This window comes from Allobosea sp. NPDC055332 (assembly GCF_053645455.1).
The window spans coordinates 543,078-556,983 of the sequence record NZ_JBSHMO010000005.1 but is presented as its reverse complement, the minus strand read 5'-3'; the positions used below and the strand labels follow the sequence as shown (position 1 = coordinate 556,983).

Sequence of the window (13,906 nt, the reverse complement as noted above, 5' to 3'; positions counted from 1 at the left end):
AGGCGGCTACCGGCCGAGCAGATAATCCACCACAGCCACCCGGTCCGCTGCGCTCAGGCCGGCGGGCGGGCTCATCCAGCCGCCTTGCACCACCGCATCGGGATCGGCGAGATAGCCGAGCAGCCGCTCGCGATCCCAGATGAGCTCTTGCGCCTTTGCAGCCTTGAACGCCGGCGAATAATCGAAGCCATCGGCTGAGCCGAGCATACGCCCGCTGAGATTGGCCAGATGCGGTCCGGCCATTCCCACCTTGGTGGGGTCGAGGCTGTGACAGGACTGGCAGGCCTTGAACACGGCCGCCCCCGCCTGCTCCTGCGCCCAGGCCGCTTCGGTTGTTACAAGCCCGAGTGCGGCGAGCGCCGCGAGGGCCGCCCTCACGCCGGCTTCACCGTCTGGATGCGCACCAGCCGGTTGGTGCCGCTCTCGCCGCCCCAGGCCTCGCCGCTGCGCCCATCCATCTGGCGGACATTGGCGCCGGGCTTGTCGCTCGGGAAGCTGTTGAACTCCTCGGTGAGGGGGTCGAAGCGGACGATGCTGTTGAGGGCGAAATCGGTGAGCCAGACCTTGTCGGCATCATCGACATAGACCGAATAGGTCCGCGGCTTGTGGCCGGGCAGCTTCCAGCCCTTCCAGCTGCCGCTCTCGGTGTCGAAGGACGAGACCTGTCCGGAGTTCCACTCGCTGACCCAGATCCGGTTCTTCGAATCCGACCAGACCCGGCGTGCGCCCTGCCCTTCCGTCGGCGGGTCGACCACGGTGAAGGCGCCGCTCTGGGTGTTGATCCTGGCGATGTAGTTGCCGGCGAGCGAGGCGAACCAGATCTCACCCGAGGGCGTCCGCGTCATGCCGTAGGGACCGGCGCCGCGCGGTGCGTCGAAGATGTCCATCTTGCCCGACTTGGGCTCGAGGCGGCCGACAATGCCGTTCTGGCCGGTAAACCAGAGCATGCCCGCCTTGTCGAAGACCGGTGTGTTGAGGTTGGCGCGCTCGCGCCCCTCCGGCAGCTTGAACAGCTCGACCTTGTGGGTCTTGTCGTCGACGCGGGCGATGGCGTTCTGGCCACCTTCGGTCACCCAGGCCGCGCCGTCAGGTCCGCGCACCACGCCGTGCGGGGCAGCGCCATCGCCGAGCGGGATCACCTTGGTCTGCCTGGTGCGTGGATCGAAGCGGCCGAGCACGCCGTTGCGCTGGCCGCAGACCCAGATCGTGCCGTCGCCGGCATCGGTGACGTCGCGCGAGCCCTTGATCTCCGGCACCTCGAAATAGGTGACGATGAACGGATTGCCGGGTTGCGGCTGCCCGGTCGCCTCGGCGCTGCGCAGGATCAGATTCGGCGCGGCGAGGCCGGCAAGGCCGAATTTCAGGAACGAACGGCGCAGCATCGGCGTCTCCTTTCGTTGTCGGCCGGCGGATGATCTGCCGATCTAGGTCAGGCGTAAACCGACAACATCGTGAAACTGTGGCTGCGGCCGGGTGGTTCCCTCCTCTCGCGCTAACGCTGCCGCTGGATGCCTTCGGGCAAGGTCGAAACGCGCGCCATCTCGCCGCTGCGGAATGCCGCGGGATCGGCAAGGTAGTCGTGCGCCATCATCATCGCGTCGGCGCCCCAGAAGACCTCGCCATCGACGACGAGACTCGGCACGCCGAAGACCCCGGCGGCGACGGCCTCTTCTGTCGCCTGGCGCAGACGATCCTTGACCTCCTGCGCGCCGATCAGCGCCAGCGCATCGGGGCGGCCGGCGGCATCGGCGACCTGCTGCAGGACCTGCGGATCATTGGCATCGCGCCCCTCGCCCCAGACCAGGCGGAAGGCGCTTGTGACCGCCGCCTCGTTGCCGTCGAGCGCAGTCAGGAGGCGCAGCATGGCGAGCGGGTTGAAGGGATGGGCCGGCGGAAAGCGGAAGGGCACGCCCATCGCCTGCGCCATATGCGTGGCGAGCCTGTAGGTGTGGACGCGCTTCGGCGCGATCTCGGCCGGTCCGAGCTGGCCCCAGGCCTTCAGCACCGCGCCGAAGACGATCGGCTTCAGCATCACCGGCCGATACTCCCGGATCGCGTCGAGTCGCGTCAGCGCGAGGTGCGCAAAGGGTGAGATGATGTCGAAATACCAGAGGGCGGGCTGAGGCATAGGCAGGCTCACTTGATCAGCTTGGCGGCGGCGCGGAACTGCGGGTGCTCGGCCGTGCGCAGCCATTCGAACACCACCATCTCGGTGGTGACGATCTCGGCGCCGTGCCGCTCCAGCCGGCGCAAGCTCACCTCCTTGCTCTCCGGCGCACGCGAGCCGACGGCGTCCTGCACCACGAAGACGCGGCGCTTGTTCTCCAGCAGCGAGAGCGCGGTCTGGCCGACGCAGACATGCGCCTCGCAACCGCAGAGGATGAGGTCGTCGTCGCCGGCGATGGCGTCGATGAAGGCCGGCGCACCGCAGGAATCGAAGCTCATCTTGGCGATCGCGGGCGCAGCGTCAGTCAGCTCCGGCACTGTTGCGCCGAGCCCGGCCGGGTTCTGCTCGGTCATCACGATCGGGACGTCGAGGAGCTTCGCCGCCGCGACCAGCCTGCCGGCATTGGCGACAAGGCGTGGCCCGTCATGGATCGCCGGCATCAATCGGGCCTGGAAATCGATGATGACGAGGCGGGACCGCTTGGCGTTCATCAGATGCATCCGCATCACCTCCGCAGGAGCCGGTCGAGCTCGGTTTCGACATGGCGTTCCACCAGCATGCGCGCCGACGCGCCGAACATGCGGATGCGCCGCGTATGCGCCAGCAGCAGCACGCCGGAAGCATGGGCGAAGGCGTCTGCCATGATCAGCTCGGCCTGCGCGGCATCGGCGCCGAGTTCCTCCGCCGCCTCGCGGATCGGCGCCAGCGTCGCCTCCAGCGCATCGTTCAGTGCCCTGTCGCGCTCGCGGCCGAGGCCGTGCGGGCGCATGCCGCCACGGAACAGATAGAAGCCGAGATCGAGATCGCGCGGATTCTGGGCATAAAAATCGAAAAAGGCGAGTGCGGCAGCAGAAAAGCGCTCCACCGGCGTGGCCGCGGCAGCGACTGCGAGATCGACCGCTGCCTGCAGCGCGGCGATCGAGTGGCCGAGCACCTCGGCATAGAGCGCTTCCTTCGAGTCGAAATGGAAATAGAGCGCCGCCGGCGTGTAACCGGCCTCTGCGGCGATCGCCCGCAGCGAAGCGCCATCCAGCCCCTCGCGCTCGAACACGGTGCGCGCCGCGACGAGGATACCCTCGCGCTTCCCGTCAGTCGCGGCATAGCGACCACGTTTTCGGCTGACTGCTTCCTCGCTCACCCTGGAACGCCTCCAACCCTCTTGACGAAAATCTAACGTCGTTCAATTTTAACGGCAATCATCGTTCGGGAGGAGGCTAGCATGTTGATGGACGCAGCTGGCTATCGTGAATCGCTGCGCGCCTACCGGCCGCGTGTCTTTGTTGGCGGGCAGCGCGTCGAAAGCGTCGCCGACGAGCGACTGCTGCTACCGGGCATCAACGGCATCGGCGTCACCTACGACCTCGCCCATGACGAGGCCCACCGGCCGATCATGACGGCGGTGCAGGGCTCGTCCGGCAACACCGTCAACCGCATGCTCCATATCGATGCTTCGTCCAGCGACCTGCTCGCCAAGCTCGAAGCGGTTCGCCTGGTCTGCAAGATCTCCGGCTGTGCCCAGCGCTATCTGACGCATGATGCCTTCAACGGCATCCTGCAGGCGACGGTCAGGGCCGACGCCAATCACGGCACCGACTACACTCAGCGCTTCCTCGCTTATATGCACCGCATCCAGGACGAGGACCTGACCTGCGGCGTCGCCATGACCGACGCCAAGGGCGACCGCTCGCTGCGGCCGGGCCTGCAGGCCAATCGCGATTCCTATGTTCACATCAAGGAGCGCCGGAAGGACGGTATCGTCATCCGCGGCACCAAGGCGATCGTCACCGGCGCGCCTTACGTCCACGAATTCCTGGTGATGCCCTGCCGCACTCATGTCGAGGGCGACGAGGATTTCGCCGTCTGCTGCGCCGTGCCCTGCGATGCGGAAGGGATCACCATCGTCGCGCGCCCGGCCGGGCGGCCGGGCGATCCCGCCGCGAAATTCTCGGCGAAGTACGGCCAGTCGACCGGCGCGGTGATGTTCGACGACGTCTTCGTGCCCTGGAGCCGTGTGTTCATGGCCGGCGAGGCCGAGGAGGCCGGCTATCTCACCACCAGCTACGCAACCCATCACCGCCATAGTTGTATCGCCGCCCGGGCCGGCTTCGGCGACCTGCTGATCGGCGCCGGCGCGCTGATGATCCACGCCAACGGCCTCGACGCCGACCGGCATTCCCATGTCCGCGAGCAGCTCGTCGAGCTCATCACCATCACCGAGAGCTTCTTCGCCTGCGGCGTCGCGGCCTCCGTCTATTGCAGCAAGGACGCCTCGAGCGTGGCGATGCCGGACGCAGTTTTCGCCAATATCGGCAAGCTGCTGCTCGCTACCAAGATCTACGATATGCACCGCATCGCCCATTACGTCTCCGGCGGCCTCGTCGTCGCCCTCCCCGGCCCGGACGAGGACCACAATCCCGAGACTTCGGCCTCGCTCTCCGCCGTGCTCACCGGACGGCCGGACATCCCTTATGAGCAGCGCGCCGAGGTCGCTCGCTTCATCGAGGACCTCACGGTGTCCAAGGAAGCCGGCTGGTATTCGGTGATCTCGCTGCATGGCGGCGGCTCGCCCGAGGCGATGAAGCGCGAGATCTGGCGGAATTACCCGGTGATGGAGAAGGTCGCGCTGGTCGAGAGCCTGCTCGATCGCGGCGTCCTCGCCGACGGCTCGCGCGTGTCGAAGCAGCCCGGCCGCTGCTGTCTCACCGGCTGCGAGGTGCCTGAGCGCGCGTCGACACAAGAGGCAGCGGAATAGCGTCGCTGTCTTTCCGGGGCGCGCCGCAGGCGCGAGCCCGGAACCCAGAACCGATGCGGTTTGAGATCATGCGCGACGGCGAGGGCTTTATGTTTGAACGACAGCGGTTCTGGGTTCCGGGCCCATCGCTGCGCGATGTCCCGGAATGACGGAGAGAGTTTCATGACCGCTCACGCCACCCATCAGGTCCTCAACCAGGCCCGGCCCGCCACCGGCTGGAACGCCTTCTCCGGCGATACGGTGCTGCAAGGTGTCGTGGCGCGCGGCGCGCCCTGGGTCGTGGAAAAGGCGGCCGCATTGGGTGCCCAGGCCGGTGATGCCGAGGTGCAGGAACTCGCCCGCCTCGCCAATCGCCATGGGCCCGAACTCCGGAGCCACGACCGCTACGGCAATCGCATCGATTGGATCGAGTTTCATCCGGCCTGGCACGAGTTGATGTCGCTCGCCTTCGCCCATGAAGTGCCTTCGCTCGCCTGGACGACGACAGAGCAGAACGGCCATCTCGGCCGCGCCGTGCTGTCCTATCTCTGGAACCAGATCGAGCACGGGACAGGATGTCCGACCGGCATGACCTATGCCGCCTTCCCCGGCCTCGCTCAGCCGGAGTTCGCGCTCTGGCGGCAGAAGATCACTTCGGGCCGTTATGACAAGCGCCCGCTGCCGGTGGCGCAGAAGCAGGGCGCCAGCATCGGCTATGCGATGACCGAGAAGCAGGGCGGCTCCGATCTGCGCCAGACCCAGACCACGGCGCGTTTCCTCGAGGATACGCCCGAGGGCCGGGTCTACCTGATCACCGGCCACAAATGGTTCTTCTCGGTGCCGCAATCGGACGGGTTCTTCACCCTGGCGCGGACCGAGAGCGGCGTCTCCTGCCTGTTCTGCCCGGGTTTCCTGCCCGATGGCAGCCGCAACCGGCTGCAGATCCAACGCCTCAAGGACAAGGCCGGCAACCGCTCCAATGCCTCCTCGGAGGTCGAGTTCCGCGAATGCCTGGGCTGGCTCGTCGGCGAGGAGGGCGCCGGCATCAAGGAGATCCTCAGCCACGCCCACCTCACCCGGCTCGATTTCGCCGTCGGCTCGGCCGGTTTGATGCGCCAAGCGCTGACGCTGGCGCTCAACCACACCCAGTCGCGCCGGGGCTTCGGCTCGAAGCTCGCCGAGCAGCCGATGATGACCAATATCCTCGCCGATCTTGCGATCGACTCGGAAGCCTCAACGCTGATGGCCTTCCGGGTCGCCACAGCGACCGATGCGATGGAAAGCTCAGAGCAGGAGCGTCATCTCGCCCGCGTCACCACCCCGCTGGCGAAGTTCTGGAACTGCAAGCGCGCCGCCGCCTTCGTCGTCGAGGCCCTGGAATGCCATGGCGGCAACGGCTTCATCGAGGAGAACCCGATGGCGCGGCTCTATCGCGAGGCGCCGCTCAACGCGATCTGGGAGGGCACCTCGAACATGATGTGCATGGATGTGCTGCGCGCCTTCAACCGTGACCCGCGCACCAAGGAGGTATTCATGAACGAGGTCGGCCAGGCGCGCGGCGCCAACCGGGCCCTCGACCGCTGGCTTCACCGCCTCGGCGACGAGGCGGTGAAGCCACGCAATGACGACGGCCATGGCCGCCGGCTCGCCAATCTGATGGCCTATGCGCTGCAGGCCTCCGAGCTCAGGAAACATGCCGACGAGGCGGTGTTCGAGAGCTTCTGCCGCTCGCGGCTCGATGCCGATTGGGGCTATGTCTTCGGAACGCTCGATCCCGCGCCGGAACTGGCGGGGATCGTGCAGCGGGCAACTGTCGCGCAGGGGTGAGCCTCAGCCCTGCGCGACCTTGAAAAAACACGCGCCCCAAGCCCAGTCCCTTGCGGAAGCGGGCATCCCACCGACCCTATGCGCGTGGTCTGGCTCGCTGCGCGCTCAGGCGGCGCAGCAGGCGTGAGCCTTCGGCTTGTCCTCGTATTCGTCGTGGCGCTTGACGAAGCTCAGCGTCGAACTCTCGTTGCGGCCCTTGGGCGCGCGATCGAGGATCATCAGCGTCGCCAGCATCTCCTCGCCGCGGGCATAGCCCGAATAGGTGTGGAAGACCTCGCCTGCCTCGTTGCGGATGAAGGAGCTGAGACCGGGCAATTCGTCATGAGCCTGCTCGGACGGCGTGCGCGTGAAATTGTAGAGCACCGCGCCCTCAGCCAACTCCTCCTTGGTGAACGAAACCTGGTAGTCGAAGTTGAACTCGCTGCCGAAGGACGAGACCCAGGGCACGCTCCAGCCCATGCGCGCCTTGTAGGCCTCGATCTTGGCGAGCGGCGCCCGCGAGACCATCACCAGCGTGACGTCGTGGTTGTTGAGATGCGCCAGCGTGCCGCCGAGATGGTCGGCCATGAAAGAGCAGCCGGGGCAGCCCGCCTCCCAGTCCGGCCCGAACATGAAATGGTAGACGACCAGCTGGCTGCGGCCGTCGAACAGCTCGGCCAGCGTGTTCTTCCCTGCGGGCGTGTCGAACACGTAATCCTTGTCGATCTTGACCCAGGGCAAGGCCAGCCGCTCGGCATTGATCTCGTCACGCAAACGGGTGAACTCCTTCTCGCGGGCGAGCAGGGCCTTGCGCGCATCCAGCCAGTCGGAACGGGAAACCACCTGATGCTCCATCATCGCCTCCTTGCAGCATCCAGCTACCCAGCCTAGATTGAGTGCGTTGATATCAACATATCTGAACGATGTCAAAATCACCGGAAGCACCCATCGAATCCCTCGTCCCCTTCGCCACGACGCTGCATGTGCGCGACCATTGCCTGTGCCTGCACGTCCAGCGCGCGGCACGCTCGCTGGCGCGATTGTTCGACGAGGCACTGCGCCCGGTCGACCTGACCAATCAGCAATTCTCCCTCCTGATGTCGCTGAACCGGCCGGAACCGCCGCCGATCGGCCCGGTCGCCAGCCTGCTCGGCATGGACCGAACCACGCTGACCGCGGCGCTGAAGCCGCTGGAGCGCCGCGGCCTCGTCGTCGTGACCGCCGGCGAGAAGGACCGCCGCAGCCGGCTTCTGGCAATTACGCCGGAGGGAGTTGCCCTGCTCGCGCGCGCCCTGCCGATCTGGCAGCGAACGCATGATGCGGTCGATGCCCGCCTCGGCGATTTCGAACCGGCCAGGCTCAGGCAGGCGCTGCAGGCCGTGTCATAGCCCTGCCATATCGTCCCGGCCCAGTTGCCGGCCTTCCCACAGATGATCCGACCCCAGGAGCACGCAATGCCCCAGATGATCTTCGTCAACCTGCCGGTGAAGGACCTCGACAAGTCGAAGGCCTTCTTCGCGGCGCTCGGCTTCTCGTTCAACCCGCAATTCACCGACGACACCGCCGCCTGCATGGTGATCAGCGACACCATCTTCGTGATGCTGCTGACCCATGAGAAGTTCCTGAACTTTTCGCCGAAGCCGATCGCCGACACCAGCCAGGCGCTGCAGGTCCTGCTCACGCTCTCGCGCGACAGCCGCGAGGCAGTCGATGCGATCGTCGCAGCGGCGCTCGCCGCCGGCGGGACGACCACCGACGAGCCGAAGGATTACGGCTTCATGTACGACCACAGCTTCCTGGACCTCGACGGCCACGCCTGGGGCGTGATGTGGATGGACCCTGCGGCCGTGCAGTCGTAGCCGCCGGCCGGTTGACAGTGGCCCAAAAAATCGGGGGCGCGGCATTGCTGCCGCGCCCCTTTCGCGCTGTTGAGCCGGGAGGAGGGGGCTCAGCCGCGCTTGGGCGGAGACGCTGGCCAGCTCTTGATCAGCGTGTCGTAGTCGATCGTCTCGCCTTTCGGCTTCTCGTTCGTGAGCTTGCGCTGCGGCGCCAGCGTGCCGGCCTTCTCGGCCTTGGCGAACCACTCTTCCGCCGTGGTGCGCGGATTGAGCTTCGGCCCGCAATCGCCCTGCACGCCGGAGCGTTCCAGGCGCTCCATCACCGAGTCCTGCGCCGCCGCGAGGGCATCCATCGCCGCCTGCGGGGTCTTGGCGCCGGAGGAGGCGTCGCCGATGTTCTGCCACCAGAGCTGGGCGAGGCGCGGATAGTCCGGGACATTGTTGCCGGTCGGGGTCCACTGCACGCGCGCCGGCGAGCGGTAGAACTCGATCAGCCCGCCGAGCTGCGGGGCGCGCTCGGTGAAGCTCTTGTCCCAGATGTCGCTCTCGCGGATGAAGGTCAGGCCGACATGGCTCTTCTTCAGGCTGACCGTCTTGGAGACGATGAACTGGAGGTAGAGCCAGGCCGCCTTGCGGCGCTCGACCGGGGTCGAGTTCAGCAGGGTCGCCGAGCCGGCGTCCTGGTAGCCGAGCTTCATGCCGTCCTTCCAGTAGGCACCCTTGGGCGAGGGCGCCATCCGCCATTTCGGCTTGCCGTCGGAGCTCATCACCGGCAGGCCGGGCTTGACCATGTCGGCGGTGAAGGCGGTGTACCAGAAGATCTGCTGGGCGATCGTGCCCTGCGCCGGCACCGGGCCGGACTCGCCGAAGGTCATGCCTTGCGCTTGCGGCGGGGCATATTTCTTCAGCCAGTCGACATATTTGACGATCGAGTAGACCGCCGCCGGACCGTTGGTGTCGCCGCCGCGCTCGACCGAGGAGCCGACCGGGCGGCAGCCCTCCATGCGGATGCCCCATTCGTCGACCGGCAGGCCGTTCGGGATGCCCTTGTCACCATTGCCGGCCATGGAGAGCCAGGCGTCGGTGAAGCGCCAGCCGAGCGAGGGATCCTTCTTGCCATAGTCCATATGGCCGAAGACCTTGGTGCCGTCGATCTCCTTGACGTCGTTGGTGAAGAACTCGGCGATGTCCTCATAGGCCGACCAGTTCACGGGCACGCCGAGATCGTAGCCGTATTTGGCCTTGAACTTCTCCTTCAGATCGGCGCGCTGGAACCAGTCGTAGCGGAACCAGTAGAGGTTCGCGAACTGCTGGACGGGGAGCTGGTAGAGCTTGCCGTCCGGCCCGGTGCCGAAGGACTTGCCGATGAAGTCGTCGATGTCGAGGCTGGGATTGGTGACGTCCTTGCCCGGCCCGGCCATCCAATCGGTCAGGTTGGTCGCCTGCTTGTAGCGGAAATGCGTGCCGATCAGGTCGGAATCGTTGATCCAGCCGTCGTAGATGTTCTTGCCGGACTGCATCTGCGTCTGGATCTTCTCGACCACGTCGCCTTCCTGGATCAGGTCGTGCGTCAGCTTGATGCCGGTAATCTCGCTGAAGGCCTTGGCCAGGGTCTTGGCCTCGTATTCATGCGTGGTGATCGTCTCCGAGACGATGTTGATCTCCATGCCGGCGAAGGGCTTCGCCGCGTTGATGAACCATTCCATCTCCTTCTGCTGCTCCTCCTTGGAGAGCGTCGAGGGCTGGAACTCGCTGTCGATCCATTTGCGCGCTTCTTCGGGGCCGGCGAGAGCCGGTCCGGCAGCAAGCGTCAGCGCGAACAAGCTCGCACCGGAAAGGCTGGTAAGGGTCTTGCTGAGCGTCGTCATCGTTGTCCTCCGACGTTTCCCTTGAAATGCCGCCCGTTCTTCCGGGCCGGTCGTTTCTTGTTCTTGGGCCTGGCTCTTCAGACGAAGCGGAACACCGCTGCGGCATAGAGGAGCGCGAGGCCGGATGCCCACCACAGCGGCTGGCCGACGATCCCGAGCCAGGCGAGGTGAATGAAGGCGCTGCCGAGCAGCGAGATGAAGAGCCGGTCGCCGCGGGTGGTGGCGATACCGAGCACGCCGACCCGCTCGGTCTCGGGCCGGAACACCGCGAGCAGCGTCAGGATCAGGAGCAGGCTGGCGATGCCGGCGAAGAAGACGCCGGTCTGCCAGGTCCAGGCCATCCAGGCGAGTTCAGGCATGGGAAATCCCCCCAGCATCAACGTCAGAGGCATTGGCGGTCTCACCGCCCGCCATGAACGCGAGATACTTCATAATGCCGATGAGATGGTGCAGGGCGTGAGGTATGACCATGCCATGCTCTTCGTATCTGTATGCGATCATCTCGCGCTGCAGATCCTTCATGTCATCGGCGAGCGACCCGACAATGAGTTGAGGTTGCCGGGCGAGATTGAACGCATCCTCGAAAAATACGCCCCAGTGCTCATCGTGCTGAAGGTCGATCTTGCTCACACCTTGCCGTTCGAGAGCGTCAAAAACAGTGCTCGCCCACTCCCTCACTTCGGCGATGCTCAAGGTTTCGCCCGTCATCACACCCTCCCCAGGGCGAAGCCCTTGGCGATGTAGTTGCGGACGAACCAGATCACGAGCGCGCCGGGGATCAGCGTCAGCACGCCCGCCGCGGCGAGCACGCCCCAGTCCATGCCGGCGGCCGAGACCGTTCTGGTCATGGTCGCGGCGATCGGCTTGGCGCTGACGCTGGTCAGCGTGCGCGCCAGCAGGAGCTCGACCCAGGAGAACATGAAGCAGAAGAAGGCGGCGACGCCGATGCCCGACGCGATCAGCGGCATGAAGATCTTCACGAAGAAGCGCGGGAATGAGTAGCCGTCGATCGCCGCGGTCTCGTCGATCTCGCGCGGCACGCCGGACATGAAGCCTTCGAGGATCCAGACCGCCAATGGCACGTTGAACAGGCAGTGGGCGAGAGCGACCGCGAGCGGTGTGTCGAACAGGCCGATCGCCGAATAGAGGTTGAAGAAGGGCAAAGCGAACACCGCCGGCGGCGCCATCCGGTTCGAGAGCAGCCAGAAGAACAGGTGCTTGTCACCGAGGAAGCGGTAGCGCGAGAACGCGTAGGCCGCTGGCAGCGCGAAGGCGAGCGAGAGCAGCGTATTCAACGCCACATATTGCAGCGAGTTGATGTAGCCGTTGTACCAGCTCGGGTCAGTGAAGATCTTGGCGTAGTTGTCGAATGTGAAGGTCCGTGGCCAGAGCGTCAGCGCATTGGTGATCTCGGTGTTGGTCTTGAAGCTCATGTTGACGAGCCAATAGATCGGCAACATCAGCGCGATGAGGTAGAGAGCAAGGATCAATCGGCCGCCGCGCATCAGCCCCTCCCCGCTTCGGAATCGGCCCGCGCATCGGCGGTGGTCATCACCGTGTAGAACACCCAGCAGACCGCGAGGATGATCAGGTTGTAGACGATCGAGAGCGCCGCGGCCTTGCCGAGGTCAAACTGGCCCAGCGCCAACTTCACCAGTTCGATCGAGAGGAAGGTCGTCGAATTGCCGGGGCCGCCGCCGGTGACGACGAAAGGCTCGGTATAGATCATGAACGAGTCCATGAAGCGCAGCAGCACGGCGATCAAAAGCACGCGGTTCATCTTCGGCAGCTGGATGGTGCGGAACACCGCCCAACGCGAGGCGCCGTCGATACGCGCCGCCTGGTAATAGGCGTCGGGGATCGACTTCAGGCCGGCATAGCAGAGCAGCGCGACCAGCGAGGTCCAGTGCCAGACATCCATCACGACGATGGTGAACCAGGCGGCGACCGGGTCGGAGACGTAGTTGTAGCGGATGCCGAGGCCGTTCACCGCCGCGCCGAACAGGCCGATGTCGCCGCGCGCGAAGATCTGCCAGATCGTGCCGACAACGTTCCACGGGATCAGCAGCGGCAGCGCCATCAGGACGAGCGTGGCAGAAACCGTCCAGCCCTGGCGCGGCATCGACAGCGCGACCAGGATGCCGAGCGGGATCTCGATCGCCAGGATGATCGCGGAGAAGGCGAGATTGCGCCAGAGCGAGTCGTAGAAGCGCGAGCCGAGATCGCTCTTGGGGTCGAGCAATTCGGCGAACCAGCCGACGCCGTTCCAGAAGAACTGGTTGTTGCCGAAGGAATCCTGGACGGAATAGTTCACCACCGTCATCAGCGGGATCACCGCCGAGAAGGCGACGATCAGCAGCACCGGCAGGACAAGCAGCCAGGCCTTCTGGTTGACCGGCTTCATGGCTGGCCTCCCGGCAGCGCTTCACCCTTCACCAAATGACCGTCATTGTAGATGTGGATCTGGCCAGGCTGCAGTGCGAGCGCGGCCTGATCGCCATCGAAGCTCGCGCCTTCCGGCACGCTCGCGGCTAGCTTGAGGCCGTCGAGCTCGACACGGGCGATGCGGGCGCGGCCGATATCGTCGATCCTGGCGATCCTGACCGGCAGGCCGGCACCGCGCGGCGCGAGCGTCGCATATTCCGGCCGGATGCCAAGCTCGATCTTGCCGGCGAGCGCCGGATAGTGCCTGGTCAGCGCGATCTCCTGCCCGGCGAGGCTCGCCTGTGCGCCTTCGACCTTGCAGGGCAGCACGTTCATGCCGGGCGAGCCGATGAAATGGCCGACGAAGGTGTGCGCCGGGTGCTGGAACAGCTCCTCGGGCGTGCCGGTCTGCACCACCCCACCATCATGCATCACCACCACCGTGTCGGCGAAGGTCAGCGCCTCCGTCTGGTCGTGGGTGACGTAGATCATGGTGAGGTCGAGCTTGCGGTGCAGCTCCTTCAGCATCGAGCGCAACTGCCATTTCAGATGCGGGTCGATGACGGTTAGCGGCTCGTCGAACAGGATCGCGGCGACGTCGGGCCGGACCAACCCGCGCCCGAGCGAGATCTTCTGCTTGGCGTCGGCGCCGAGCCGGCTCGCCTTGCGGTCGAGCGCCGAGGTCAGATCGAGCAGGCCGGCGATCTCGGCGACGCGAGCCTCGATCTGCGCCTTCGGAACGCCGCGGTTCTTCAGGGGGAAGGCGAGGTTCTCGCGCACCGTCATGGTGTCATAGACGACCGGGAACTGGAAGACCTGGGCGATGTTGCGCGCCTCGGTCGGCAACTGCGTCACATCCTTGTCGTCGAACAGAATGCGCCCGCGCGTCGGCACGACCAGGCCGGAGATGATGTTGAGCAGCGTGGTCTTGCCGCAGCCGGACGGGCCGAGCAGCGCATAGGCGCCGCCCTGGCGCCAGACATGGTCGACCTCGCGCAGGGCATAGTCCTGCGGCCCCTGCGGGTCGCTCTTGTAGGAGTGGGCCAACTTGTCGAGCGTGATCCTGGCCATC

General features: G+C 65.7%; 16 protein-coding genes. 4 read left to right on the top strand and 12 right to left on the bottom strand.

Features of this window, described 5'->3' with window-relative positions:
* Positions 1 to 6: 6 nt before the first annotated feature.
* The 5 genes from ACWIGM_RS28170 to ACWIGM_RS28150 all read right to left on the bottom strand — a co-directional run bounded on the left by ACWIGM_RS28170 (position 7) and on the right by ACWIGM_RS28150 (position 3,305).
* Positions 7 to 378 carry a c-type cytochrome gene (locus tag ACWIGM_RS28170; protein ID WP_454029275.1) on the bottom strand — a complete coding sequence of 124 codons (372 nt, stop codon included), beginning with the start codon at positions 376 to 378 and terminating at the stop codon, positions 7 to 9.
* Complete coding sequence (locus tag ACWIGM_RS28165; RefSeq protein ID WP_454029274.1) at positions 375 to 1,382, bottom strand: Vgb family protein; 1,008 nt, start codon at positions 1,380 to 1,382, stop codon at positions 375 to 377. The genes ACWIGM_RS28170 and ACWIGM_RS28165 overlap by 4 nt, the downstream gene beginning before the upstream one ends.
* Positions 1,383 to 1,492: 110 nt before the next feature.
* Positions 1,493 to 2,128, bottom strand: a complete 636-nt coding sequence (locus ACWIGM_RS28160) for a 2-hydroxychromene-2-carboxylate isomerase (RefSeq protein WP_454029273.1) — start codon at positions 2,126 to 2,128, stop codon at positions 1,493 to 1,495.
* 8 nt (positions 2,129 to 2,136) lie between these two features.
* Complete coding sequence (locus tag ACWIGM_RS28155) at positions 2,137 to 2,658, bottom strand: hydrolase (protein ID WP_454029272.1); 522 nt, start codon at positions 2,656 to 2,658, stop codon at positions 2,137 to 2,139.
* A 14-nt stretch (positions 2,659 to 2,672) separates the two neighbouring features.
* Positions 2,673 to 3,305 carry a TetR/AcrR family transcriptional regulator gene (locus ACWIGM_RS28150; protein ID WP_454029271.1) on the bottom strand — a complete coding sequence of 211 codons (633 nt, stop codon included), beginning with the start codon at positions 3,303 to 3,305 and terminating at the stop codon, positions 2,673 to 2,675.
* Between the two features lie 81 nt (positions 3,306 to 3,386).
* On the opposite strand from ACWIGM_RS28150, the gene ACWIGM_RS28145 reads away from it, so the two are divergent.
* Both ACWIGM_RS28145 and ACWIGM_RS28140 read left to right on the top strand, forming a co-directional pair.
* The gene (locus tag ACWIGM_RS28145) at positions 3,387 to 4,919 is read left to right on the top strand and encodes a 4-hydroxyphenylacetate 3-hydroxylase family protein (RefSeq protein ID WP_454029270.1); all 1,533 of its coding nucleotides are present in this window, start codon (positions 3,387 to 3,389) and stop codon (positions 4,917 to 4,919) included.
* Between the two features lie 162 nt (positions 4,920 to 5,081).
* Positions 5,082 to 6,725, top strand: a complete 1,644-nt coding sequence (locus ACWIGM_RS28140; RefSeq protein WP_454029269.1) for an acyl-CoA dehydrogenase family protein — start codon at positions 5,082 to 5,084, stop codon at positions 6,723 to 6,725.
* Positions 6,726 to 6,830: 105 nt separating this feature from the next.
* Here ACWIGM_RS28140 and ACWIGM_RS28135 read toward each other — a convergent pair whose 3' ends face one another.
* Positions 6,831 to 7,559, bottom strand: coding sequence for a DUF899 domain-containing protein (locus tag ACWIGM_RS28135; protein WP_454029268.1), 729 nt, complete (start codon positions 7,557 to 7,559; stop codon positions 6,831 to 6,833).
* A gap of 68 nt (positions 7,560 to 7,627) precedes the next feature.
* On the opposite strand from ACWIGM_RS28135, the gene ACWIGM_RS28130 reads away from it, so the two are divergent.
* Both ACWIGM_RS28130 and ACWIGM_RS28125 read left to right on the top strand, forming a co-directional pair.
* Positions 7,628 to 8,092 (top strand): MarR family winged helix-turn-helix transcriptional regulator, encoded by a 465-nt coding sequence (locus ACWIGM_RS28130; RefSeq protein WP_454029267.1) that lies wholly within the window; start codon positions 7,628 to 7,630, stop codon positions 8,090 to 8,092.
* A 66-nt stretch (positions 8,093 to 8,158) separates the two neighbouring features.
* Positions 8,159 to 8,563 carry a VOC family protein gene (locus tag ACWIGM_RS28125; protein ID WP_454029266.1) on the top strand — a complete coding sequence of 135 codons (405 nt, stop codon included), beginning with the start codon at positions 8,159 to 8,161 and terminating at the stop codon, positions 8,561 to 8,563.
* 89 nt (positions 8,564 to 8,652) lie between these two features.
* Here ACWIGM_RS28125 and ACWIGM_RS28120 read toward each other — a convergent pair whose 3' ends face one another.
* The 6 genes from ACWIGM_RS28120 to ACWIGM_RS28095 all read right to left on the bottom strand — a co-directional run bounded on the left by ACWIGM_RS28120 (position 8,653) and on the right by ACWIGM_RS28095 (position 13,905).
* The gene (locus tag ACWIGM_RS28120) at positions 8,653 to 10,410 is read right to left on the bottom strand and encodes an ABC transporter substrate-binding protein (protein ID WP_454029265.1); all 1,758 of its coding nucleotides are present in this window, start codon (positions 10,408 to 10,410) and stop codon (positions 8,653 to 8,655) included.
* Between the two features lie 77 nt (positions 10,411 to 10,487).
* Positions 10,488 to 10,769: a DUF2160 domain-containing protein gene (locus tag ACWIGM_RS28115; RefSeq protein ID WP_454029264.1), complete on the bottom strand. Its 282-nt coding sequence runs from the start codon at positions 10,767 to 10,769 to the stop codon at positions 10,488 to 10,490.
* Positions 10,762 to 11,118: a hypothetical protein gene (locus ACWIGM_RS28110; RefSeq protein WP_454029263.1), complete on the bottom strand. Its 357-nt coding sequence runs from the start codon at positions 11,116 to 11,118 to the stop codon at positions 10,762 to 10,764. Before ACWIGM_RS28110 ends, ACWIGM_RS28115 begins: the two co-directional genes overlap by 8 nt.
* Complete coding sequence (locus ACWIGM_RS28105; protein WP_454029262.1) at positions 11,118 to 11,915, bottom strand: carbohydrate ABC transporter permease; 798 nt, start codon at positions 11,913 to 11,915, stop codon at positions 11,118 to 11,120. The genes ACWIGM_RS28110 and ACWIGM_RS28105 overlap by 1 nt, the downstream gene beginning before the upstream one ends.
* Complete coding sequence (locus ACWIGM_RS28100) at positions 11,915 to 12,814, bottom strand: carbohydrate ABC transporter permease (protein WP_377012682.1); 900 nt, start codon at positions 12,812 to 12,814, stop codon at positions 11,915 to 11,917. The genes ACWIGM_RS28105 and ACWIGM_RS28100 overlap by 1 nt, the downstream gene beginning before the upstream one ends.
* Positions 12,811 to 13,905, bottom strand: a complete 1,095-nt coding sequence (locus ACWIGM_RS28095; protein WP_454029261.1) for an ABC transporter ATP-binding protein — start codon at positions 13,903 to 13,905, stop codon at positions 12,811 to 12,813. Before ACWIGM_RS28095 ends, ACWIGM_RS28100 begins: the two co-directional genes overlap by 4 nt.
* Between the last annotated feature and the right edge of the window lies 1 nt (position 13,906).

Coding starts and splice junctions, on each gene's coding strand:
- ACWIGM_RS28145 (WP_454029270.1), top strand. CDS start 3,387: ATGTTGATGGACGCAGCTGGCTATCGTGAATCGCTGCGCGCCTACCGG.
- ACWIGM_RS28105 (WP_454029262.1), bottom strand. CDS start 11,915: ATGCGCGGCGGCCGATTGATCCTTGCTCTCTACCTCATCGCGCTGATG.
- ACWIGM_RS28115 (WP_454029264.1), bottom strand. CDS start 10,769: ATGCCTGAACTCGCCTGGATGGCCTGGACCTGGCAGACCGGCGTCTTC.
- ACWIGM_RS28100 (WP_377012682.1), bottom strand. CDS start 12,814: ATGAAGCCGGTCAACCAGAAGGCCTGGCTGCTTGTCCTGCCGGTGCTG.
- ACWIGM_RS28140 (WP_454029269.1), top strand. CDS start 5,082: ATGACCGCTCACGCCACCCATCAGGTCCTCAACCAGGCCCGGCCCGCC.
- ACWIGM_RS28130 (WP_454029267.1), top strand. CDS start 7,628: ATGTCAAAATCACCGGAAGCACCCATCGAATCCCTCGTCCCCTTCGCC.
- ACWIGM_RS28160 (WP_454029273.1), bottom strand. CDS start 2,128: ATGCCTCAGCCCGCCCTCTGGTATTTCGACATCATCTCACCCTTTGCG.
- ACWIGM_RS28110 (WP_454029263.1), bottom strand. CDS start 11,118: ATGACGGGCGAAACCTTGAGCATCGCCGAAGTGAGGGAGTGGGCGAGC.
- ACWIGM_RS28135 (WP_454029268.1), bottom strand. CDS start 7,559: ATGGAGCATCAGGTGGTTTCCCGTTCCGACTGGCTGGATGCGCGCAAG.
- ACWIGM_RS28165 (WP_454029274.1), bottom strand. CDS start 1,382: ATGCTGCGCCGTTCGTTCCTGAAATTCGGCCTTGCCGGCCTCGCCGCG.
- ACWIGM_RS28125 (WP_454029266.1), top strand. CDS start 8,159: ATGCCCCAGATGATCTTCGTCAACCTGCCGGTGAAGGACCTCGACAAG.
- ACWIGM_RS28095 (WP_454029261.1), bottom strand. CDS start 13,905: ATGGCCAGGATCACGCTCGACAAGTTGGCCCACTCCTACAAGAGCGAC.
- ACWIGM_RS28120 (WP_454029265.1), bottom strand. CDS start 10,410: ATGACGACGCTCAGCAAGACCCTTACCAGCCTTTCCGGTGCGAGCTTG.
- ACWIGM_RS28155 (WP_454029272.1), bottom strand. CDS start 2,658: ATGAACGCCAAGCGGTCCCGCCTCGTCATCATCGATTTCCAGGCCCGA.